Below are 21,334 nucleotides of genomic sequence, written 5' to 3' on the forward strand. Positions count from 1 at the left end.
CGCATTAAGTCAAGTAGAGACGAAGAACTTTTTATTCCTCGCCCATGAATTGCGGAAACCAACTTTCATAAGCTTGTGTAAGTTTGTCTATGGAAAGTGCTAATATCCCCTCTATGTCAAGAGAATCACCCTCAACTCGACCAAGTTCCGTTAAAGAAACTGCGTTTGTTTGTGCGAGTTCTTTAAGATCGCTGAGGGCATGAGATTTGACGCTTAAAAGATAACGCGCTTGGTCTTCTGCAAAAAGCTCTGCATGAGATGGTTGCTTGTTGCTTAATTTGACTTTTATTCCTTTCTCAGCTTTTATGACCATTTCTGCAAGAGCAATGGCTAATCCACCATCAGAAATATCATGAGCGGCATTTACAAAACCATGATGAATGACATCTCGAACAAATTGTCCATGCTTTTTTTCAAGCTGTAAATCTACCTGAGGTGGTGCACCTGTCTCAATATTTAAAATATTACGTGCATAGATTGATTGACCTAAATGAGAGCCGCATGCTCCAATCAAAACAATAGTATCTCCATTTTGCATACCACTGATTGTTACCATTTTAGACCAGTCAGCAAGAAGGCCGACACCAGCAATTGTTGGGGTAGGAAGAATTGCTTCTCCATTGGTTTCATTATAAAGAGAAACATTTCCTGAAACGATAGGGAAGTCGAGGATTCTACAAGCTTCCCCTATACCTTTAATGGCAAAAACCAATTGTCCCATAATTTCAGGTTTTTCAGGATTACCAAAATTGAGATTATCTGTAGCGGCTAATGGTGTTGCACCTGTCGTGCTGATATTTCGCCAGCATTCTGCGACGGCTTGTTTTCCTCCTTCATAAGGATCAGCTTCACAATAGCGAGGTGTTACATCAGAAGAAAAAGCAAGAGCACGTTTGTCATGACTGCTTACACGAATGACTCCAGCATCACCTCCTGGACGAACAAGCGTATTTCCTTGAATAAGTGTATCATATTGTTCATAAACCCATCGCCTTGAACTTTGATCAGCAGAATTCAATAATGAGAGAAGTGCATCTCCCAAATTTTCAACCTTCTCAATTTCTTCTACTTTAAGAAGTGGCTTTTTTACGGGTTCACTCCAAGGACGATCATAAACAGGCGCTTCATTCCCAAGTTCCTTGATGGGAAGATTGACGACTTCCTCTCCTTGATGAAAGACACGGAAACGTAAATCATCGGTTGTTTTTCCAATAATGGAAAAATGAAGTCCCCATTTATGAAAAATTGCTGCGGCTTGCTTTTCTAGCTCTGGTTTCAATATCATGAGCATGCGTTCCTGGCTTTCAGAAAGCATCATTTCATAGGCTGTCATGTTTTCTTCACGAACAGGAACTTTATCAAGATTAAGCTGTATCCCTAAATCTCCTTTTGCTCCCATTTCAACCGCAGAAGATGTTAAACCTGCTGCACCCATATCTTGAATAGCAACGACAGCTCTCAGTTCCATGAGTTCTAAGCAAGCTTCAAGAAGGCATTTTTCTGTAAAAGGATCACCTACTTGGACTGTTGGGCGTTTTTCACTCATTGAATCGTCAAATTCGGCAGAAGCCATTGTTGCTCCACCAACACCATCACGTCCTGTTTTTGCCCCAAGATAAACAACAGGAAGTCCTACTCCTTGGGCTTTGGAATAAAAAAGAGAGTTGGTCTTTGCAATACCAGCGACAAAGGCATTTACAAGGATATTGCCATTATAGCGCTTGTCAAAATTGACTTCTCCACCAACGGTTGGGACGCCAAAAGCATTACTATAACCACCTATTCCAGAAACAACACCAGAAACAAGGTGGCGTGTTCGAGGATGACTTGGAGCCCCAAATCGCAAGGCATTCATAGCTGCAACAGGACGTGCACCCATGGTAAAGACATCACGCAAAATACCACCAACACCCGTTGCTGCACCTTGATAAGGTTCAATATAGGAGGGATGGTTATGGCTTTCCATTTTGAAAACAACGCATTGCCCCTCACCAATATCAACGACACCAGCATTTTCACCAGGTCCTTGAATGACACATTTTCCTTCTGTTGGAAGTGTTTTAAGCCATTTTTTGGATGATTTGTAGGAACAATGTTCGTTCCACATTGCCGAAAAAATTCCCAGCTCAGTAAAGGTTGGCTCTCTACCAATTAAGGTCAGGATATGTTGATATTCATTATCTTTTAGACCGTGTTGGACAATGAGTTCTGGCGTAATGGCTCTGTTATTGCAAGGATTCATGAATTTTTATCCGTCAAATTGATCAAGATTTAGCATCTTTATTATTTTAAATCTAGCAGCTTAGGTCATCAAGGGGCTTATCGTTTGATAAGGCAGTGGTCTATAGATCCTAAACGAAAATGCTTGTTATTGTCTCTTGTTATTAAGGTCTTTTGAATAAATCTTTGTGTGTTTTTAAAGTACACTCCGTTGTGTTTGTAAAAATATTTTATTGGTAAATTTGTCGTGTGGGAAAATGATACAGATTTTTGACTTTAACACAGTGAGGCAGCATAAAATCTTCTTTGTTATTATCCATTGGTCAATTCTAAAGCACTTTGGAAAAGCAAACGACCATCAGTACCACCATGTGCGGGTTCAATAAAATTTTCAGGATGAGGCATCATACCAAGAATATTACCAGCCTTATTGACGATACCAGCAATGTCCTTTATCGAACCGTTAGGATTTGTATTTTCTGCATAGCGAAAAACAATTTGCTCATCGTCTTCCATTTGTTTTAATGTCTCACTGTCGACAAAATAATTTCCATCGTGATGTGCAACAGGACAACGAATAATTTGCCCTTTGGAATAATAGCGAGAAAATTTTGTATTGGCATTTACCACTTCAAGCTTTATTTCACGACAAACAAATTTCAATGAGGTGTTACGCATTAAAGTGCCAGGTAATAAACCAGCTTCCAATAAAATTTGAAATCCATTACATATGCCAATAATTGTAACACCTTTTTTTGCTTTCTCACGCACAGCTTGTAAAACGGGGGTTCTTGCACCGATAGCTCCACATCTTAAATAGTCCCCATAAGAAAAACCACCAGGAATAACAATGATATCTACATCCGGAATTGTTGTTTCTGTTTGCCAAATTTTTAACGGTTCGATTCCTGTTATATGGCGTAGTGCTGCAACCATATCCCCATCGCGATTTAATCCAGGTAATTGAATAATAGCAGTTTTCATGAAGTGTCCCACTTACAGAAGCTCTATAGTGCAGTCTTCAATGACGGTATTTGCCAGTAACTCTTTACACATTTCTTCAAGTTTTTGCGTTGCAGTTTCAGAAGGCTGATCATCGAGCACAACATCAAAAACTTTTCCTTGGCGAACGGAATGAATGCCTTTGAACGCTAAACTTTTTAAAGCACCTACAATTGCTTCTCCTTGTGGGTCAAGGACACTGTTTTTTAAAGTCACTGTAACACGTGCTTTCATTTTTTATCTCCTGTCGCTAAAGTTCCTCTTCTTAAAGAGGTTCATTTGCTAATATTAAAGGAAGGTGATTTCATGTCACTATTTTACTAATACTGGACCAGTTGGTCGTGGAGGTTCATTCTCATTGATAATGCCAAGGCGTTTTGCCACTTCTTGATAAGCGTTAATAAGCCCACCCATATCACGCCGAAAACGATCTTTATCCATTTTTTCTCGCGTTTGCATATCCCATAACCTTGCAGAATCAGGAGAGATTTCATCAGCAAGAACAATACGCATTGTTTCATCTTCCCATAGGCGTCCAAATTCCATTTTGAAATCAATGAGCTGAATGTTAACACCTGCAAAAAGCCCGGAAAGAAAATCATTAATACGAATCGAAAGTTGCATAATATCTTCTATTTCTTGGGGAACAGCCCATCCAAAGGCAGTGATATGCTCTTCCGTTACCATTGGATCATCAAGAGAATCATTTTTATAGTAAAATTCAATAATGGATTGCGAAAGGGCAGTTCCTTCTTCCAGCCCCAAACGCTTGGCAAGAGAACCAGCAGCAACGTTACGAACAACAACTTCCAATGGAATAATTTCAACGGCTTTAATGAGCTGTTCGCGCATATTTATGCGTTTAATAAAATGGGTCGGGATACCCAAACGGCTAAGATGACTAAAGATATGTTCCGAAATACGGTTATTTAAAACCCCTTTTCCGTCGATAATTTCATGTTTTTTTGCATTAAAGGCAGTTGCGTCATCTTTAAAAAATTGAATATAGGTCCCTGGTTCAGGTCCTTCATATAAAATTTTGGCCTTGCCTTCATAAATACGGTGGCGACGATTCATCATGATTCTCTATTGATTTGAGAGGTTTCTAATAACACTGATAAGTAATACTATCCTAATTGTCAGAAATTCTCAATGATTGCTATAGCACTTCTTATATTTTTTGTCATTGGGACTTTGAGCAAAGAGTCATGAAACTACAAATATAGAGAGCGTGAAGGCACTTATCTCTCTTTCATTAAATTTTTGCAAGAAAATGAGAGAGAACCATAAGTCCTTCAGGCCAAGGTCCATGTCCAGATTCTGCATTAATGTGGCCAGATTGCCCAGCATCAACAAACAGTGCACCCCAATCATTCGCAAGTTTTTCTGCTACTGAAAATTGACAAAATTCATCGTTGCGGCTGGCTATAATGACAGAGGGGAATGGTAATTTTTTACTATGATAGGGACCAAATGTCATAAAATGTTTGGGGCGGATGTTTTCATTGTTTACATCTGGAGGTGCAACAAAAAAGGCGCCACAAACTTTTTCTGCGTTTTGTTTCGTTGCATGAATAGCTGTAGGTACGCCTAATGAGTGGGCAATAATCACAACAGGTTTTTGTGCTTGTGCAATGGCGCTTTTAACCTCATGAACCCATTCTTCACAAACAGGTTTCGACCAATGGGTTTGTTGAACGCAGCGGGCTGTAGACAATTTTTTTTCCCATCGTGTTTGCCAATGATCAGGACCAGACCCTTTGTAGCCAGGAACAATAAGAATATCGAGTTGATTTGCTTTCATTAATTGCTTCTTTCATTACCACAGCTTTTGTTTCATAAGGCAAGGACAACATGCTTGTTGCTTGTGTACAATATATGCTTTTGTCATTTTCCAAAAACGCGTTGAAAAATCGTGTTGATATGTTTGGTGTGGTAGGAAAGATCAAATTTTTCACGAAGTTCTGCTTCACTTAAAGCTTTTGTAACATCTTTGTCATGGAGTAATTCTTCTAAAAAATCTTTTCCTTGTTCCCACACCTTCATCGCATTGCGTTGTACAATTCGGTAAGAATCTTCACGACTCATTCCAGCTTGCGTGAGTGCTAAAAGCACTCGTTGTGAATGAACAAGCCCTCGGAATTTGTTGAGATTTTTTTGCATATTTTCTGGATAGACAATTAAATTTTCAATAACAGATGTGAGTCGAGCAAGAGCAAAATCAAGGGTAATGGTAGCATCAGGGCCAATATAGCGCTCAACAGATGAATGGGAAATATCTCGTTCATGCCAAAGTGCTACATTTTCCATGGCAGGTATTGCAAAGGCACGTACCATACGCGCTAATCCAGTAAGATTTTCGGTTAAAACTGGATTACGCTTATGGGGCATAGCCGATGAGCCTTTTTGTCCAGGTGAAAAATATTCTTCTGCTTCCAAAACTTCTGTTCGTTGTAGATGACGTATTTCTATAGCTAATCTTTCAATGGATGATGCAATAACACCAAGCGTTGCAAAGAACATGGCGTGACGATCGCGTGGTATAACTTGGGTGGAAACGGGTTCAGGATGCAGTCCCAATGCTTTTGCCACATGTTCTTCAACGCGTGGGTCAATATTTGCAAAAGTGCCTACGGCACCTGAAATAGCGCAAGTGGAAATTTCTTCTCGTGCGGCAAGAAGGCGTTTGCGACACCGAGAAAATTCAGCGTATGCAAGAGCGAATTTGACACCAAATGTTATTGGTTCAGCATGAATACCGTGACTGCGTCCAATGGTAATTGTTTCTTTATGTTCAAAAGCACGTTTTTTTAATGCTTCAAGAAGTTGGTCTATGTCTTTTAGCAAAATATTACTGGCACGCATCAGTTGTATATTAAGCGTTGTATCTAGAATATCTGATGAGGTCATACCTTGATGAATGAAACGTGCTTCTGGGCCAATAAATTCAGCTAAGTGGGTTAGAAATGCTATAACATCGTGCTTGGTGATGTCCTCAATTTCATTAATGCGATTGACATCAAATTCGGCGGCTTTTCCTTTTTCCCAAATAATGTTTGCGGCTTCTTGTGGAATAATACCCAGTTTTGCTAGCGCATCACAGGCATGTGCTTCAATTTCAAACCAAATACGATACTTTGTTTGTGGTGACCAAATTGTTACCATTTCAGGGCGGGAATAACGTGTTATCATGACTTTTTCCTTATTGTGAGTGAATTGCGGCTTGGCGCAGTGCATTAATACGGGTTTTGTAAAGCGCTTTGTTGCCTTCTTTATAAATTGCAGAGCCTGCGACAAATACATTTGCGCCCGCTTTCGCAGTTATCCCAATTGTATCAACAGTGATACCACCATCAACTTCAAGATCAATAGGTCTGTTTGCAATCATGCTTTTAATGCGTTTGATTTTATCTTTCATTTCTGGAATAAACTTCTGTCCTCCAAAACCAGGATTGACTGTCATGATGAGGATAAGATCTAATTGATCAAGCAAATACTCAACTATATGTTCTGGCGTGCTTGGATTGAGAGCAATTCCTGCTTTTTTCCCCATTGCTTTAATTGTTTGCAGCGAACGGTGAAGATGGGGAGTTGTTTCAGCGTGAATGGTTATAATATCTGAGCCAGCCTTTGCAAAAGCTTCTAAATAAGGATCTACAGGTGTGATCATCAAGTGGACGTCAAATATTGCTTTGGTTAATGGGCGGAGAACCTTGACGATATCTGGGCCAAAAGTGATATTAGGAACAAAGTGGCCATCCATGATATCAAGATGAAGCCAATCTGCTCCAGCATCAATAACATCAAGTACTTCTTGACCAAGTTTGGAGAAATCACAGGCCAAGAGCGAAGGTGAAATGAGGTGAGAATGGGGCATGAAGATCTCCTTGATAGGCTGTTTTTATCATGTTGTTTTGTATACTAAAATATCTTTTGTGCTATGACGTAAAAGAAAAATACATGTCATGAATTTTTTATGGAAAAATTATTGGGAATTTAAAAGCTGTATAAGTGAAGGATATGTCAAACCATACAACACGTTTAATGCCTAAACTTCAACATAATATTACTGTTTCTTCGCAAGAATATCGAGATGCTATGAGTCATTTTGCAGGAGCTGTGCATATTGTGACCACAAATGGTATGAGAGGAAGACGCGGGGTAACGGTTTCAGCGTGTTGTTCTTTATCTGATGATCCTCCAACTATTCTTGTTTGTCTTATGCGGCATAACTTCAAGAATCGATTGTTTATGGAGAATGGGAACTTTTGTGTGAATAGTTTAGCGGGTAAACATCGTCCACTAGCGGATATTTTTTCTAGGCGTTGCAATATTACACAAAAAGAACGTTTTGATATCGCACAATGGAAGACGTTGCTAACTGGCGCACCTAGTCTTTCAGATGCTTTAGCGTCTTTTGATTGTCGTTTAATTTGTTGGCATGAACATGCAACCCATTGTGTTTTGATTGGTGAAGTTGTTGCGATCAGCCTTAATCAAGAAAAAGACGCTTTGATGTATTTGAATCGTAAATATCACACTCTATCTTTGTAAAGTTTTTTGTTTTTTACATATTGAGACAATTGATTGTTAATATATTTAAGGTTTAGCGAAATCATTGGATAAAGATGAGTTTACATGACACTGAATATCTACATTATTTATGGTTTATAGGCATGGCTAAAAAGATGGATAGAAGAGCCCTGAACAACTGGTTATGTTGAGAAAATATATTTTATGCAAAAAAGTTGTGGAAACATACTCCGTGGCTTTAAACACATTTTTAAGTAGATGGAAAAAGAATTTTACACTTGTGTTGCGTGGTGTTGCACAATATAGAGTCCGCACATACCATATATGGAGGTTTTTATGGCATGAGCGAAGAGATTGATCATCAATATCGCCCTAGTGAAGATGAGCCTTTTATGAATGAGCGACAAAAGGCATATTTTCGTGCTAAATTAGTTTCTTGGAAAAATGATATATTAAGAGAAGCGCGTGAGACTTTAGAAAATTTGCAAGAAGAGAATGTTGCTCAACCTGATTTGACCGATAGAGCGTCTAGCGAAACTGATCGTACAATTGAATTACGTGCTCGTGATCGTCAGAGGAAACTCATTTCAAAAATAGATGCTGCTTTGGAGCGCATTGATAATGGAACTTACGGTTTTTGTGAGGAAACTGGCGAGCCTATTAGTATAAAGCGTCTTGAAGCCCGACCAATTGCAGTTTTATCGTTGGAAGCACAAGAGCGCCATGAACGACGAGAAAGAGTTTATCGCGATGATTAAAATCGATTACAATGTTTGCCAAATGAAACTCTTAGTGCTGGAATTGAGCATTTCATTTGTTTTGAGGGGGGATAAATAAAGATGGTTCGTGCCGTCCTTCGATTTCGGCGGTGATTGCTGAATCTTCTACATGTTGCTTCATAAAAGAAGCAGTGTTGTTGCTTTGCACGTGTTCTCTTTTATCTAAAGATCTTTGTTCTGTGGACATGTTGCTCAGATTGGTTTTTTTTATCGATAATGTTGGCTGTGTGTCTTCCTTTTTTATGAGAGACGTACTGTTTATGTTGGCTTCTACAACAATGTCTGTAAGTCCGCCAATAAGAAGCAAATGCTCTTTATTATCACAACGTACCAAAACAAGACGACGTGTACGATCTATAACAACTGTTTCGCAGAGAGTTAATCGCGGTGGACGCTTATTTCTATGGATACTAAGCCTCTTTCTCTTTAAACGGCTTAAAAACAGGATGAGCATAGCAATAGCTATGCATGTTATGACGCAAAACACAAAGCTTGTGATTATGTTAGCGGTGGTTGTACCTATTTGGTTTGATAACCAGATAACCATAAAACTTCTCCCATTTTAGAATGGAAATATTATTTTTATTGAGACAGCTTTGTAAATATACCCTAAAGAGAGTTTCTTAATAATATAAGAAAAAATCTTTTAACATTGAGTGATTTGTTTTGAGGGGATATTATCATAGTATATACTTTATAACAACGGTTATAGAGGCAATTTATCGCTAAGCAATAGCGATAATCAAGGCAAAGTGAGATGGATAAAGGTTTTGAGAATAGTGAAAGATCATTATCTTCTTCTGGATATCGAGGAGGTGTGATTCTTGGTATTGTTTTTATAATAGCTTTTCTCTTCATTTGGGGTGTTGTCGGTCTTTTTTATCCACAGAGCTTTTTGCAAAAGATTGGAATGGCGTTTTTTTGGGCTTTGGCAGCTATAGGGGGAGCTGCACTTGTTTTGAGTGGAATAGGGATTTTAAAGTATAATGCCGTGCAACTGCACGATGAATGTGATCTTAATATTTTTAATAATAGCGATGACGCAATTATCGTCTCTGATTTATCTGGTTTTGTTTATTATTCTAATCAAAATTACCGAAAAATTCTTACCTATAACCCTCAGTCTTCTTGTTATGTGGTTATCGCTGATCTTCCAGGAGCAGGTGCATTGGCGTATCGCTTAAAGGTTGCTGCGTGTAATCATCTTGCCGCGCAAGAAGAGTTAAGAGTTGAACAAGCGATTTTTGCTCATTCTACGCAAAAAAGGGCTAATTGGTATAATATCTCTGTTCAACCGATCACAAAGCAGGGAAAAAAGCTTTTATTTTGGCGTATTGCTGATATTTCGCATTTGCAGGAATATCGTGAAGTTTTTTTCTCTCATCTTCAAGAAGCTATCAATCATTTAGATCAAGCACCTGTTGGTTTTTTATCCGTTAATGCACAAGGAATAGTTCTTTACGCAAATGCGCTTTTTGCTGAGTGGTTTTCAATTGATTTAGCAAATTTTTCTGTCGGTCAATATAGTTTTGATCAGTTATTGAACAGTGTTGGAGAAAAAATTACATGGAGTGATATTTGTTTGCAAAACAACAAATATCAAAGTTCAGGATACTCTTTGCCTTATAGGTTTTCATTATGTTGTAATACACAGAGCAGTGTTAAGAAAATATTGAATTGTTTTATGTGCGTTTCTTCTCTTTCAGAGGATGAGACCATTTATCGTATTGTGATCATTCCACAGCAAAAACAAAGGCAAGAGAATGATGATCAATTGAAATTACCTAGTGTTTTTGTGGAGTATTTTAATGCAAGTCCCTTTGCAATAGTGGTGGTGGATCAAAAAGGTCAATGGGTTCACATGAATAATACATTTTCATCATTGATGGGATGTACAGACAAAACTCTCAATCTTTATAATGTGATATCTCGTCGCGATCATACACTGTTAGAACGTGCATTTCAGAAAATGACCACAAATAAAAATGATACAGTTCTAGAGACCGTTTTGGAAAATAATGAAGAACGCCATTTGCGTCTTCATATTATGCCTATAAAGTCGTATTATGATGACCTTTTACAGGATTTTGTCATTATCTCTGTTATAGAAACAACAGAACACAAAACACTTGAAGATAGAATGATGCAAAGTCAGAAAATGCAAGCTGTTGGGCAATTGGCTGGCGGTATTGCGCATGACTTTAATAACGTTTTAACAGCAATTTTGATGTCTTGTGATCTTCTTTTAAATACGCACCGTAGTTCTGATCCTGCCCATGCGGATCTTATCAATATTAAAAATAATGCTAATCGTGCAGCAGCACTTGTACAACAATTACTCGCTTTTTCTAGAAAGCAAACACTTCGACCTGAAGAAGTTGATTTTACAGACTTTTTATCAGATATTCGCAATCTTATTTTACCTCTTTTGGGCAATAATATTCAATTAAAAATTATTCATGGAAGAGATTTATGGAGCGTTGAAGTCGATCAAGCATCTTTCCAGCGTGTGATTATGAATTTGGTTATTAATGCACGTGATGCTATGCCCAATGGAGGTGTGGTTACGATTGCAACAAATAATATTACAAAACAACAGAGTGCTGAATTCGACCATGTTGGTTGTGAAATTGGTGAGTATGTGCAATTGACTATTTCAGATACAGGGACCGGTATATCATCTGCTGTACAAGAAAAAATGTTTGAACCATTTTTTACAACAAAAGAAGTGGGAAAAGGAACTGGGCTTGGTTTATCAATGGTTTATGGAATTATCAAGCAGACAGGTGGTTATATTTATTGTGAGAGTAGAGAGGGTGAAGGAGCAACATTTCATATTTTTCTTCCTCGTTATATTCCTTATAAGAGTGGAAAAATTTCTCCACAGATTGAAAAAGCTGAAGAGCAAGAAAAAAATACAGATTTAACAGGATCTGCAACTGTTTTGTTGGTTGAAGATGAAGATGCTGTCAGAATGGGAGGAGTAAGAGCGCTGCAAATGAGAGGATATACTGTTTTAGAGGCAGCAAGTGGAGTGGAAGCCCTCGCCATTCTTGAGGAAAATAACGGAAAAATTGATATTATTGTTTCTGATGTGGTGATGCCAGAAATGGATGGTCCAACTTTGCTCAAGGAAGCACGTAAAAATTATCCTTATATCAAATTTCTTTTTGTTTCTGGATATGCAAAAGATGCATTTGCTAAAAATCTTCCTCAAGACGCTATTTTTGGTTTTTTATCTAAACCATTTACACTCAAACAATTAGCTTTAACAGTTAAAGAAACACTTGCACAATAAAATGAAAAGTTATGCAATAGAGAAATTATCTTATTATACGGTAGAACATTGTTGTTTAAGGAGGATGGAATAGGATAAGGGATGTAAAAGTTTATACATTAGGTGTTTTCGTAAGTCATAGAAAAGAATATTAAAGTGGGAGGTATTCCGTAGCACCTATGGAGTTAAGGGCATGAAGTGATCAGTCGTGGGGAGCTGCAAAAAGAATCTAGATCGTTTATAGACTGTTGCGGTTCAGAATCAGCGTTCTTTAGAGTGGGGAGAGGGAAGTTATTTTAAGATTCTTTAGGTAAAAATTGGCAAATCCTGAAAAGATAAACATGGGCGTAAAATTATTAAAGAGAATAAATAGCAGTTATTTTGGGTCCCTTTAGCCATTAAAAAAAGATCATAGATCTCGCATGAAAATTATTCGTGGAGAAAATGGTTTTTCTTATGTTGAAATATCGTAGATTCAAAATAGGATAATTGATGATAAATTTTAACTGTAATACTGGGAAACACTAAACGGCATATTCAAAAGGATAAAAGTTGTTGCTGGGTATTTACAGTTTTGTTTTTCCCTTCAATGAAGCTTTTTAAAGCCTGCGGATAGAGGATATGCTCTGCTTTAAGAACTCTCTGCGCTAAGCTTTCAGCAGTATCATTTGGGCAGACTGGAACGGCCGCTTGAGCAAGAATTTTTCCTGCATCCATGTCTTCTGTAACAAGATGAATAGTGCAACCAGTGATTTTAACACCTGCTTGTAAAACTCTTTCATGTGTATTTAAACCTTTAAATGAAGGTAAAAGAGAAGGGTGAATGTTTAAAATTCGCCCTTCATAAAGTTTTACGAAACGTGATGAGATGAGGCGCATATAACCTGCAAAGCAGAGTAGATCCGGCTTATATTGAGCGAGAACTATGAAGATAGCTTCTTCATGGGCTTCTTTTGTTGGATAGCTTTTGCGATCAACAACATGAACAGGTAGGTTATGATGATAAGCTTTTTCAATGCCAGCAGCATGAGGATTATCACAAATAATTGCAACGATTTCAGCAGGGTATTTTTTTTGTTTACAGGCATTGGCAAGGGCAACCATATTAGATCCGTTGCCAGAAATAAAAATAACAATTCGTTTTTTCATAAGTAAAGCACACCCTTGTAGAGTATTCCTTTATCTTGACGTTTTGTTAAAACGCCAAGGTTGGTAACGGTTTCTCCTTGCATTTCAAGTTCTTGCGTAATTTTCTCAACTGCTTGTTGCGCTACAATAACAATCATGCCAATGCCGCAATTGAATGTTCGTAGCATTTCTGTTTTTTCTATTTTACCTTGTTTGGCAATCCATGAGAAGACGGAGGGGACATGAATGTTAGAGAGATTGATTTCAGCGCAGAGAGAAGATGGAAGTACCCGTGGGATATTTTCAGGAAAGCCACCACCGGTGATATGTGCAAGAGCTTTTATCCCTTGGTAATTTCGCATAATAGAAAGAAGTGATTTTACATAAATGCGTGTTGGTGTGAGGAATGCTCTACCAAGGCTCATTTGAGGATTAAACGGGGCTGGATCTTCCCATTTGAGAGGGCTCTGTTGAACGATTCGCCTGACAAGAGAAAAGCCGTTGGAATGAACTCCAGATGCGTTAAGACCTAAAATGATATCACCTTCTGTAAGGTCTTTTGAAGGGAGTAATGCGCCACGTTCACATGCTCCTACAGCAAAACCAGCTAAATCATAATCTCCTTGTGCATACATACCTGGCATTTCTGCAGTCTCTCCCCCAATAAGGGCTGCTCCTGCTTGTTTACATCCTTCAGCAATACCGGAAATGATTGTAGCACCTTGTTCAGGATCAAGCTTCCCTGTTGCGAAATAATCGAGAAAAAAGAGAGGTTCAGCACCTTGTACGAGTAAATCATTCACACACATAGCGACAAGATCAATTCCCACAGTATCATGGATACCTGCTTCAATGGCAATTTTTAATTTTGTTCCCACACCATCATTGGCAGCTACAAGAATGGGATCTGTGAAGCCTGCTGCTTTTAAATCAAAAAGTCCACCAAAACCACCAATTTCTCCATCGGCTCCTGTGCGTTTTGTTGCACGTATGAAGGGTTTAATTTTTTCTACCATAGCATTGCCCGCATCAATGTTCACACCGGCTTTTGCGTAGGTAAGACCACAGTTGGATTTATCATTTATGATATCTTGATTGCTCATTGGAGCCTTCCTTATGAAAAATCAGGTTTTAATGTTATGCAATGCCATGATAGAGTGATCTCTGCAAGAGATATTGATAAGAAAAGAAGCAACTTTACTTGTAGCTTATGGTGAAGAAGTTTATAATCTTTGTGGAGAGTTTTTTTTAGGATATTTTATGAGCAAGATATCAGATAATCACGGACAATCTTCTTGGCAGCTTATGAAAAAAAAAGTGCGTGAGAATGGTTCTGGTGACCGTTATAAGACTTATGTACCAGCTTATACTCAAATACCGTTACCCAATAATATGAAGAAACAAATTTTTTTCTGGCTTGGTACACTGTTTTTTTTCATTCTTTTTATGTTTGTTTTTGGATCCATTTTGCTTCCTTTTGTAGCAGGAATTGTGTTGGCTTATTTTCTTAATCCCATTGTTCAATTGCTTGAAAAATTTGGTATTCGTCGTGCTTTTGGCACTATCCTCATTACTGTGTTAATTCTTGTTGTTTTTGTTGCTGCTTTAGTTATTTTGATTCCTATTATCAGTTGGCAAATACAACAATTTGTGAGTAATGGTTTACCCGTTTATATTAATCGTATTCAAACTTTTTTTGTTGAACACGATTTTGATTGGGTTAGGCGCTATTTTGGGAGTGATCCAAATGAATTACAGAGTAATATTAAAGGACTTTTAGGCAAAAGTTCTGATTTTATTACCTCTCTCTTAAATTCACTTTTAAAGTCAGGAAAATCTATCGTTAATCTTGTCAGCCTATTTGTCGTGGCACCTGTCGTGACGTTTTATATGCTCTTAGATTGGCCCCGTATGGTTGCAACAATTGATTCGTTGATACCGCGCGATCATCTTGAAACCGTTCGTAGTATTTTTTATGAAATGGATAGAGCTATCGCTGGTTTTGTTCGTGGACAAGGAACAGTTTGTCTCATATTAGGAGGATATTATGCTATTGGTCTGACTATCACGGGACTCAATTTTGCTCTTTTGATTGGTATGTTTATTGGTCTTATCAGCTTTGTTCCTTATATTGGTACAATGAGTGGTTTTATACTTTCTGTTGGTGTTGCCTGGGTTCAATTCTATCCAAATAATTGGGGGGGGATTGTCGTTGTTGTGGTTCTCTTTTTAATTGGTCAATTTGTCGAAGGCTACATTCTCCAACCAAAACTTGTGGGGTCATCCGTGGGATTACATCCAGTGTGGTTAATGTTTGCACTTTTTGCTTTTTCTTCACTTTTTGGTTTTACTGGTATGCTCGTTGCTGTTCCTGCGGCAGCGGCTGTTGCTGTTTTAGTTCGTTTTGCTCTTCATACGTATCTTAATTCTCAGATGTATTCGCGAAGTGAAAATTCGGAGCTGCTAGAATGAATGGGCGTGAAACGCAATTACCTTTAAACTTTCCTTACAATCCGATTTTTCGATTCGATGATTTAGTGGTGACTGAAAGCAATCGTATGGCTTTTCAGCTTATTGATCATTGGCCAAATTGGGCTTTCCCTATTGCAGTTTTGGTTGGACAAGAAGGATCTGGAAAAACGCACTTTTCTAACGTATGGCAGCAAAAAACGAATGCTTTAAGTGTTCATCGCAATGAAATTGATCAAGCTGTGGCTATGGCTTCTTTAGGACGAGCATGTTTAATTGAAGATATTGATGCGGGGGAAATTAGTGAGACAGGACTCTTTCATTTGATGAATAGTGTTAAGCAAGCAAATCTTGATAAACGTCAGGCTACTTTGTTGATAACTGCTCGTACAGTACCATCAGCATGGGATTTAAAGTTAAATGATTTAAAAAGTCGTCTTAATTCAGTTGTATTGGTTGCTATTAATCAACCTGATGACGCATTGTTAACAGCTGTTGCTTTCAAACTTTTTTCGGATAAGCAGATTATTGTTCATCCAGATGCTGTTTCTTATCTTGTAAGCCGTTGTGAACGTTCTATATTTGCATTGAAGCGTGTTATTGATTCGGTTGATTGGTTAACATTACAACGAAAGCGCAAAGTAACGCGTGCTATCATTAGTGAAGTTCTTAACATTGAAATTCAATAAATGTTTTTTAATATGGCTCAAACTATTCAATAAAAGTGCTGCTGTTCTATTGTTTTGCTATTGTCGTAAATAGAAATGTGGTTCTTTAAGTGTTTGCTTTTTTGACAGCTGTCTAAAGTTAATAAAGTAGTGTATTTTTGTTTATCTGTTTCTCGCATGATAGTATTTTTTATGAGCTTTTTTGTCGTTTGCACAAATATGTTCAGCATTTGAAAATAATTTTACAAACGAATCTTTTTTTTATAATGAAAGTTTTATAATTTAAGAAAGATATTTATTTTTTAATTTAGGTATTGGTATTGTTAGAAAAACATAGAATTGAAAAAACAAAAGTAATCAGGTGAGAGAGTAATAACAGGAGATTTTCAATTTTTTTATGATTCGTTCTGAATCCTCTATGAAAAAAGCTAGAATTTTATAGTTTTTTGTGATGCTAAATGAGCGCATGAGGATCGTATTTATGAGATGTTTCTGATGTCATGGAAATCATTTTTGAAATGATATAATATTTAAAGTTTTTATAGAGAATTGCGTTATTTGTTAACCTCAATTAACTTCCTTGCTTGATGGATATTGTTTTTTTATTTCTGTCAATGAATCTTTCAAATAAGAGAAAAAAACTAAAAAAGTGCTTTCTTGTAGAGAAATACAATAAAATTTTTTAAAAAATGTGTTTTTCTCTTGCACTTCTGTCGTGAAAATTTTAGGGAAGATGCATCAAATGAATATAAATGGCGGAGCGTAGCGCAGCCTGGTAGCGCACCTGATTTGGGATCAGGGGGTCGTAGGTTCGAATCCTATCGCTCCGACCATATTTGATTTTATGTGAGGGAATGCTACAATCGGTGTGTGGTGAGAAATTATCATTCAAGTGTTATGTAGTCTAAAGGAAAGTAACTATGATTGCGCGTATTTATAGTCCTGCAAAGACGGCTATGCAGTCAGGTAGAAGGAATACTGGTTTTTGGATTTTGCAATATGAGCCATCACAGGCAAAAATGCTTGAACCTCTTATGGGGTATACGTCAACCTCTGATATAAGCAGTCAGATAAAAATCCATTTTAAGAGCAAGGAAGAGGCGATTGCTTTTGCAGACAAAAATGCTATTCCTTATCGTGTAGAGAGAACGCATAGATCGATTCGGCGTGTTGTTTCTTATTCTGATAATTTTCGTAGTGATAGGCAACAACCTTGGACGCATTGAGTTTAAGGATGTTGTTTCTAATGGAGAGAATAATCAGTTGGTCCCGTAGCTCAGCTGGATAGAGCAACGGCCTTCTAAGCCGTGGGTCACAGGTTCGAATCCTGTCGGGATCACCATGCTTAGATAATATCAATAGCTTATACAAAAGTTCGGGAGTTTATGTTCTTTTAATTCTATGAACTTGTTTTTCTATATACTCCGAACCTTTTGAAAGTTTTTTATTGGTTCTACTGCTAAGTGTTCTCTATTGACTGTTTTAGTATAAAGTTGATGCTAATCTGTTGTTTTGTCTAGCTAAAAAGTGCTTTAAGTTGTGATACGGTAGATTTCCTGTATAGGTTGTGAGCAGGTGTTTCTGCTTATTTTCTCAAATCCATGTGCTGATTTATTGATTCCTGCTTGATTTATACGCTGCACGAAACAGCTTGCTAAAACTCTCTTTGACAGGTTTGTTTCTACCTTTCCCAAAAATGAATATTTTATCACTTAGGGAGCAACTTAAAGGTTTCCTGCTCATTCTGCTAAAATAGGAAGAAAAACATCTGTTTTAAATTGGCTTTTTCTATCTTGAGATGAATGATCTGGATCTTTGATAACTTTTTAGTTTATCCTAACTGTATCATCGTGGCAAAATATATAAAGCACGTCAATTCAAATACGCGCATACGGGTACCTAACTGTCCAGTAACAGGGCAATATTGGTTGATATCTTCTTCTGATCATAGCATGAAATTTTTTTGTTTTCAGAAAGGGGAGGCGGTTTATATTCAAGGCAAAATTTCTGTTTAAAAGAGTATTATCAAATGCTTAATTAAAAAGATTTTTTTAATAATGAAGATTGCGCATTGTTTCACACTTTTTTTTCACGTTCTTTAATGGGGAATGCCTCTCATGCAAAACAGAACGCCACCCAGTTGTACAATCACGAGCTTTTTTAAAAGAAGTATCTTTTAAGGCACCCAAGCCCATTTCACGACGGTACCCGTGAATAGTATAACGTTAAACCCATTGGGACTTCTCATCTTTAAGCTTATGAAGTAACAAGCCGGCACCATTATACTATTTTCCAGCCTCCCATGTTGCTACAGCCCTTGTCACCTAAGACTCTTCATAAGAGCCGTTTTTAGTTCTTTCTTGTACAATTTTTAACCACACACTTATCCCGCTTGTGATGTGTAAGCGAGTGATTTTGATTGTTTCAACATGGGAAAGGCTTGAAATGAGAGAATCTTATGGTATCCAAGTTTCTAATTTAATAATGAATAACACTAAATTCTCATTATAAGTCAATGCCTTGTTAAGCTGTTACAAGATCTCTTTAAAGTAGAGAAAAGGGGAATATAATGTTATCATATTCCTTATTGGAACAGAGCAAAAATATTTTTATTTCTTTCGATCAGAATTCTCAGATTAAATGAGAGCAAAAAGCCATTCTTACTTGAGAGCTTTTGTTGTTATCAAAACAAAAAGAAATTCTGATTCGTTATAGTTATTTATCGATAATAAAAGATATCTTTCTTAAAAGATTTGCTGACTATTAACTTCAGCAAAACAGGTTGCATTAGGCAATAGCAATATTTTGAGAAGAAAAGAAAATACTTATGGTAAAATTTTTATAATAAAATTCTCTGATTTATTTAGCGGCAAAATTGTTGGTATGTTGGTTAGAACGTTGCATAATGTCTCATAATAGGATTGAATAAAATGCAAAGAATTATCGGAAAAAGTTGTCAAAAAGGACGCACTTTGCAGAGGCGTATGGGGAAATCCTATTCCCATAGTTTTATTTAGGTATCCAATAGCTTATCTACGATATAAAATTAAATGGTGGGCGTGACAGGGATTGAACCTGTGACCCCTACGATGTCAACGTAGTGCTCTCCCGCTGAGCTACACGCCCATTTAATGATGTTGCATACACCACATAGAATTACAAACGTCAATGTCTAATTTAATTTTCTATTTAATCAGACACGAATAATTTGAAAAAATACCCTTTAAGCCGCGATCAGTATTTTTTCAACCTCATTCACGAGTTCACGCAAATGAAACGGTTTAGAAAGTACTTTTGCATCAGGAGGAGCATCGCTATTTGAATTGAGTGCAACTGCTGCAAATCCTGTAATAAACATTACGCGTAAATCAGGATCAATTTCAGTAGCACGTCGTGCTAGTTCAATTCCATCCATTTCTGGCATTACAATATCAGTAAGGAGAAGGGAAAAGGGTTCTTCTTGTAAACGTTCATATGCGCTAGCACCATTATCGAAATCAGCGACTTCGTAGCCTGCACGCTCTAAAGCTTTTGCTAGAAAGCGGCGCATATCGTTATCATCTTCTGCAAGCAGGATTCGTTTCATGATTATGTTCCAATGGCTCCATTCGTCAGAGTTTTTTGCTACACCAATTATATAATAGAGAGTATTTATAAAAAAGATGATAAAATGCTCATAATTGGAATGAATGGCAAAATGGTTAATTCTTATATTCTTGTCAAGAATATAGTATATTGGTTGTGAGTTGGTTAAATTCGAAATGTATGTGGCATTGAAATAAAAAAGTCGAGTCTAAATATCTTAAATGCGATTAATTGTAATTTATTCTCCTTTTTCATGCTTAATCATAGCTTACTTCAGGGATTTATGTGAGTATTCACTCTATAAATATATATGGTAAATTCAAAGAAGTGTTATATTAATTTGTGGCGTTTAAGTATGAGAAGTTATACGATAAGGTAGAATTCTTATATTTATTTTTCAGTGGTCTTTATAGAGAGATATATTAGAAAAATAGCTTAATATTATATCAAACATTTTATTAAATGTTTTTATTATTTGTAAGTTTAAAATTTTGCATAATTATTAAATTTTATATCTCAAATAATCGCTTGTTTTTTACGTTTAAAGTTTAAATATTGAACTTTAAATTGTATAAATGAAGACTTATAGAAAATTCCGTAACATGCTCATATTTTCACATTGAAAATCAGCATATTCTAACCTCTGACATCAAATTATGGTTTTATTAAGAAATGTTATTTCATAGATATATCCGCGGAAATAAATGCATCAAATGCAGCCCAAAACTGTTTTTTGTAATTTTCTTCATACATGATTGTATCAAGTTCAGCACCTGTAATGGTGATACTGTCTGTTAAACGTGTCTGTTGACATAATTGTCGCACCTCAATGTTGTTGGTAATATTGTTTTGATTGGCGAGGATAAACAGTATTGGAATTTTTAAATGCTCATGAAGGATATTTTTTTTCATAGAATCAATTGCATTAAGTACTGATGCCATCCATTGGGATGTTGGAGGATTGATAGAGGGGAAAGGTGTTTTATGAGCGTGCCCCAATTGTCTATTTTTTTGTTTTGTTTGTTTGAATTTTTTCCCACCTTTAGCTGGTAAAAAGCCAAGACCTATATCAGAAAGAAATTGTGTTAATTTATGTTGAAAGCCATTTGTTTTGTTGCCCAAAGGAGCAAAGAGGGGAGAAATGCAAAGCATTTTATTAAACTGAGGGTTAAGAAGATCCAATCCACTTAGTGCTATCAAACTACCTATACCATAGGTTAGCATATAGTAAGGTGGTGGACAGTTAGGGTATACAATTTGTTTAAGAAATTCATCTAAGTCATTTATATCATTGTTAATATCAAAATAATGATGTCGTTTTTGTTTTCTTGTATTAAGTGGTGATTTTTCTCGACCAAACCAATCAAATATTGCCGTATGAAAATCACGTTTAGACAGTTCATTCATTAATAAAAAATATTCTTCTAAAGTATTTGCATAGCTTTCGAGAATAACGACTGTTCCCTTAGATTTTTCTCTTTCAGGATATGTTAGAGCAAAACGAATTTTGCGATTTGTGGCTATTTTAAGGTAGCTATGATAGATATTGGGAGGGGTAGAATTCCAGTTTGTAGGATAAAGAGGTGTTTCCAATTGATATCCTTTGCAGTGTATTTTTGTAACTTAGTACAAAATGAGATAACGAGAGGATTTGAATATTTATGTAATGATGA

General features: G+C 36.8%; 18 protein-coding genes, 3 tRNA genes and 1 pseudogene. 8 read left to right on the forward strand and 14 right to left on the reverse strand.

The features are described from left to right. Positions 1-31 precede the first annotated feature (31 nt). The 7 genes from purL to rpe form a co-directional block, all read right to left on the reverse strand. On the reverse strand, positions 32-2,242 hold the full coding sequence (gene purL, locus PVV68_RS04075; protein WP_273720679.1) for a phosphoribosylformylglycinamidine synthase subunit PurL: 2,211 nt from the start codon (positions 2,240-2,242) through the stop codon (positions 32-34). Positions 2,243-2,532: 290 nt separating this feature from the next. Beyond that, positions 2,533-3,204: a phosphoribosylformylglycinamidine synthase subunit PurQ gene (gene purQ, locus PVV68_RS04080; RefSeq protein ID WP_273720680.1), complete on the reverse strand. Its 672-nt coding sequence runs from the start codon at positions 3,202-3,204 to the stop codon at positions 2,533-2,535. Between the two features lie 12 nt (positions 3,205-3,216). After that, the gene (purS, locus tag PVV68_RS04085; protein ID WP_273720681.1) at positions 3,217-3,456 is read right to left on the reverse strand and encodes a phosphoribosylformylglycinamidine synthase subunit PurS; all 240 of its coding nucleotides are present in this window, start codon (positions 3,454-3,456) and stop codon (positions 3,217-3,219) included. A gap of 78 nt (positions 3,457-3,534) precedes the next feature. After that, positions 3,535-4,299, reverse strand: coding sequence for a phosphoribosylaminoimidazolesuccinocarboxamide synthase (gene purC / locus PVV68_RS04090; protein ID WP_273720726.1), 765 nt, complete (start codon positions 4,297-4,299; stop codon positions 3,535-3,537). Positions 4,300-4,477: 178 nt separating this feature from the next. Then, positions 4,478-5,026 (reverse strand): alpha/beta hydrolase, encoded by a 549-nt coding sequence (locus PVV68_RS04095; RefSeq protein WP_273720682.1) that lies wholly within the window; start codon positions 5,024-5,026, stop codon positions 4,478-4,480. A gap of 83 nt (positions 5,027-5,109) precedes the next feature. Further along, complete coding sequence (purB, locus tag PVV68_RS04100) at positions 5,110-6,414, reverse strand: adenylosuccinate lyase (RefSeq protein ID WP_273720683.1); 1,305 nt, start codon at positions 6,412-6,414, stop codon at positions 5,110-5,112. Between the two features lie 10 nt (positions 6,415-6,424). Next, on the reverse strand, positions 6,425-7,099 hold the full coding sequence (gene rpe, locus PVV68_RS04105; protein ID WP_273720684.1) for a ribulose-phosphate 3-epimerase: 675 nt from the start codon (positions 7,097-7,099) through the stop codon (positions 6,425-6,427). Positions 7,100-7,242: 143 nt separating this feature from the next. Between rpe and PVV68_RS04110 the strand changes: the two genes are divergently transcribed. Both PVV68_RS04110 and dksA read left to right on the forward strand, forming a co-directional pair. Beyond that, complete coding sequence (locus tag PVV68_RS04110) at positions 7,243-7,776, forward strand: flavin reductase (RefSeq protein WP_273720685.1); 534 nt, start codon at positions 7,243-7,245, stop codon at positions 7,774-7,776. 320 nt (positions 7,777-8,096) lie between these two features. Then, positions 8,097-8,513, forward strand: coding sequence for an RNA polymerase-binding protein DksA (gene dksA / locus PVV68_RS04115; protein WP_273720686.1), 417 nt, complete (start codon positions 8,097-8,099; stop codon positions 8,511-8,513). A 52-nt stretch (positions 8,514-8,565) separates the two neighbouring features. Here dksA and PVV68_RS04120 read toward each other — a convergent pair whose 3' ends face one another. After that, a complete protein-coding gene (locus tag PVV68_RS04120; RefSeq protein ID WP_273720687.1) occupies positions 8,566-9,081 on the reverse strand; it encodes a flagellar biosynthetic protein FliO in 516 nt (171 codons plus the stop codon). Between the two features lie 210 nt (positions 9,082-9,291). Here PVV68_RS04120 and PVV68_RS04125 point away from each other — a divergent pair, with 210 nt between their 5' ends. Continuing rightward, entirely contained in the window at positions 9,292-11,832 is a 2,541-nt protein-coding gene (locus tag PVV68_RS04125) for an ATP-binding protein (RefSeq protein ID WP_273720688.1), read from the forward strand. A gap of 516 nt (positions 11,833-12,348) precedes the next feature. Here PVV68_RS04125 and purN read toward each other — a convergent pair. Together purN and purM are read right to left on the reverse strand one after the other, a co-directional pair. Beyond that, positions 12,349-12,960: a phosphoribosylglycinamide formyltransferase gene (purN, locus tag PVV68_RS04130; RefSeq protein ID WP_273720689.1), complete on the reverse strand. Its 612-nt coding sequence runs from the start codon at positions 12,958-12,960 to the stop codon at positions 12,349-12,351. Further along, a complete protein-coding gene (gene purM / locus PVV68_RS04135) occupies positions 12,957-14,042 on the reverse strand; it encodes a phosphoribosylformylglycinamidine cyclo-ligase (RefSeq protein WP_273720690.1) in 1,086 nt (361 codons plus the stop codon). Before purM ends, purN begins: the two co-directional genes overlap by 4 nt. A 157-nt stretch (positions 14,043-14,199) precedes the next feature. On the opposite strand from purM, the gene PVV68_RS04140 reads away from it, so the two are divergent. The 5 genes from PVV68_RS04140 to PVV68_RS04160 all read left to right on the forward strand — a co-directional run bounded on the left by PVV68_RS04140 (position 14,200) and on the right by PVV68_RS04160 (position 17,418). Beyond that, positions 14,200-15,411 carry an AI-2E family transporter gene (locus PVV68_RS04140; protein WP_273720691.1) on the forward strand — a complete coding sequence of 404 codons (1,212 nt, stop codon included), beginning with the start codon at positions 14,200-14,202 and terminating at the stop codon, positions 15,409-15,411. Continuing rightward, the gene (gene hdaA / locus PVV68_RS04145) at positions 15,408-16,097 is read left to right on the forward strand and encodes a DnaA regulatory inactivator HdaA (RefSeq protein WP_273720692.1); all 690 of its coding nucleotides are present in this window, start codon (positions 15,408-15,410) and stop codon (positions 16,095-16,097) included. The genes PVV68_RS04140 and hdaA overlap by 4 nt, the downstream gene beginning before the upstream one ends. 735 nt (positions 16,098-16,832) lie before the next feature. After that, positions 16,833-16,909: transfer RNA gene (locus PVV68_RS04150), tRNA-Pro, on the forward strand. Positions 16,910-16,996: 87 nt separating this feature from the next. Then, entirely contained in the window at positions 16,997-17,302 is a 306-nt protein-coding gene (locus tag PVV68_RS04155; protein WP_273720693.1) for an ETC complex I subunit, read from the forward strand. A gap of 39 nt (positions 17,303-17,341) precedes the next feature. Further along, positions 17,342-17,418 (forward strand) — tRNA-Arg (locus PVV68_RS04160). A 712-nt stretch (positions 17,419-18,130) separates the two neighbouring features. Here PVV68_RS04160 and PVV68_RS10700 read toward each other — a convergent pair. The 4 genes and pseudogenes from PVV68_RS10700 to PVV68_RS04175 form a co-directional block, all read right to left on the reverse strand. Beyond that, a pseudogene (locus PVV68_RS10700) lies at positions 18,131-18,400 on the reverse strand (integrase arm-type DNA-binding domain-containing protein); the annotation flags it as partial. 727 nt (positions 18,401-19,127) lie between these two features. Further along, a tRNA-Val gene (locus PVV68_RS04165) sits at positions 19,128-19,202 on the reverse strand. A gap of 97 nt (positions 19,203-19,299) precedes the next feature. Further along, on the reverse strand, positions 19,300-19,662 hold the full coding sequence (gene cpdR / locus PVV68_RS04170) for a cell cycle two-component system response regulator CpdR (RefSeq protein WP_004858948.1): 363 nt from the start codon (positions 19,660-19,662) through the stop codon (positions 19,300-19,302). A 674-nt stretch (positions 19,663-20,336) separates the two neighbouring features. After that, positions 20,337-21,254, reverse strand: coding sequence for a serine aminopeptidase domain-containing protein (locus PVV68_RS04175; protein WP_273720694.1), 918 nt, complete (start codon positions 21,252-21,254; stop codon positions 20,337-20,339). Positions 21,255-21,334: the final 80 nt, after the last annotated feature.

This window comes from Bartonella sp. ML69XJBT (genome assembly GCF_028618515.1).
Classification (GTDB): domain Bacteria; phylum Pseudomonadota; class Alphaproteobacteria; order Rhizobiales; family Rhizobiaceae; genus Bartonella.

What these genes read in the sequence shown, in the direction of transcription:
- purL (WP_273720679.1), bottom strand. Translation starts at nt 2,242, where the DNA reads ATGAATCCTTGCAATAACAGAGCCATTACGCCAGAACTCATTGTCCAA.
- purQ (WP_273720680.1), bottom strand. Translation starts at nt 3,204, where the DNA reads ATGAAAACTGCTATTATTCAATTACCTGGATTAAATCGCGATGGGGAT.
- purS (WP_273720681.1), bottom strand. Translation starts at nt 3,456, where the DNA reads ATGAAAGCACGTGTTACAGTGACTTTAAAAAACAGTGTCCTTGACCCA.
- purC (WP_273720726.1), bottom strand. Translation starts at nt 4,299, where the DNA reads ATGAATCGTCGCCACCGTATTTATGAAGGCAAGGCCAAAATTTTATAT.
- PVV68_RS04095 (WP_273720682.1), bottom strand. Translation starts at nt 5,026, where the DNA reads ATGAAAGCAAATCAACTCGATATTCTTATTGTTCCTGGCTACAAAGGG.
- purB (WP_273720683.1), bottom strand. Translation starts at nt 6,414, where the DNA reads ATGATAACACGTTATTCCCGCCCTGAAATGGTAACAATTTGGTCACCA.
- rpe (WP_273720684.1), bottom strand. Translation starts at nt 7,099, where the DNA reads ATGCCCCATTCTCACCTCATTTCACCTTCGCTCTTGGCCTGTGATTTC.
- PVV68_RS04110 (WP_273720685.1), top strand. Translation starts at nt 7,243, where the DNA reads ATGTCAAACCATACAACACGTTTAATGCCTAAACTTCAACATAATATT.
- dksA (WP_273720686.1), top strand. Translation starts at nt 8,097, where the DNA reads ATGAGCGAAGAGATTGATCATCAATATCGCCCTAGTGAAGATGAGCCT.
- PVV68_RS04120 (WP_273720687.1), bottom strand. Translation starts at nt 9,081, where the DNA reads ATGGTTATCTGGTTATCAAACCAAATAGGTACAACCACCGCTAACATA.
- PVV68_RS04125 (WP_273720688.1), top strand. Translation starts at nt 9,292, where the DNA reads ATGGATAAAGGTTTTGAGAATAGTGAAAGATCATTATCTTCTTCTGGA.
- purN (WP_273720689.1), bottom strand. Translation starts at nt 12,960, where the DNA reads ATGAAAAAACGAATTGTTATTTTTATTTCTGGCAACGGATCTAATATG.
- purM (WP_273720690.1), bottom strand. Translation starts at nt 14,042, where the DNA reads ATGAGCAATCAAGATATCATAAATGATAAATCCAACTGTGGTCTTACC.
- PVV68_RS04140 (WP_273720691.1), top strand. Translation starts at nt 14,200, where the DNA reads ATGAGCAAGATATCAGATAATCACGGACAATCTTCTTGGCAGCTTATG.
- hdaA (WP_273720692.1), top strand. Translation starts at nt 15,408, where the DNA reads ATGAATGGGCGTGAAACGCAATTACCTTTAAACTTTCCTTACAATCCG.
- PVV68_RS04155 (WP_273720693.1), top strand. Translation starts at nt 16,997, where the DNA reads ATGATTGCGCGTATTTATAGTCCTGCAAAGACGGCTATGCAGTCAGGT.
- cpdR (WP_004858948.1), bottom strand. Translation starts at nt 19,662, where the DNA reads ATGAAACGAATCCTGCTTGCAGAAGATGATAACGATATGCGCCGCTTT.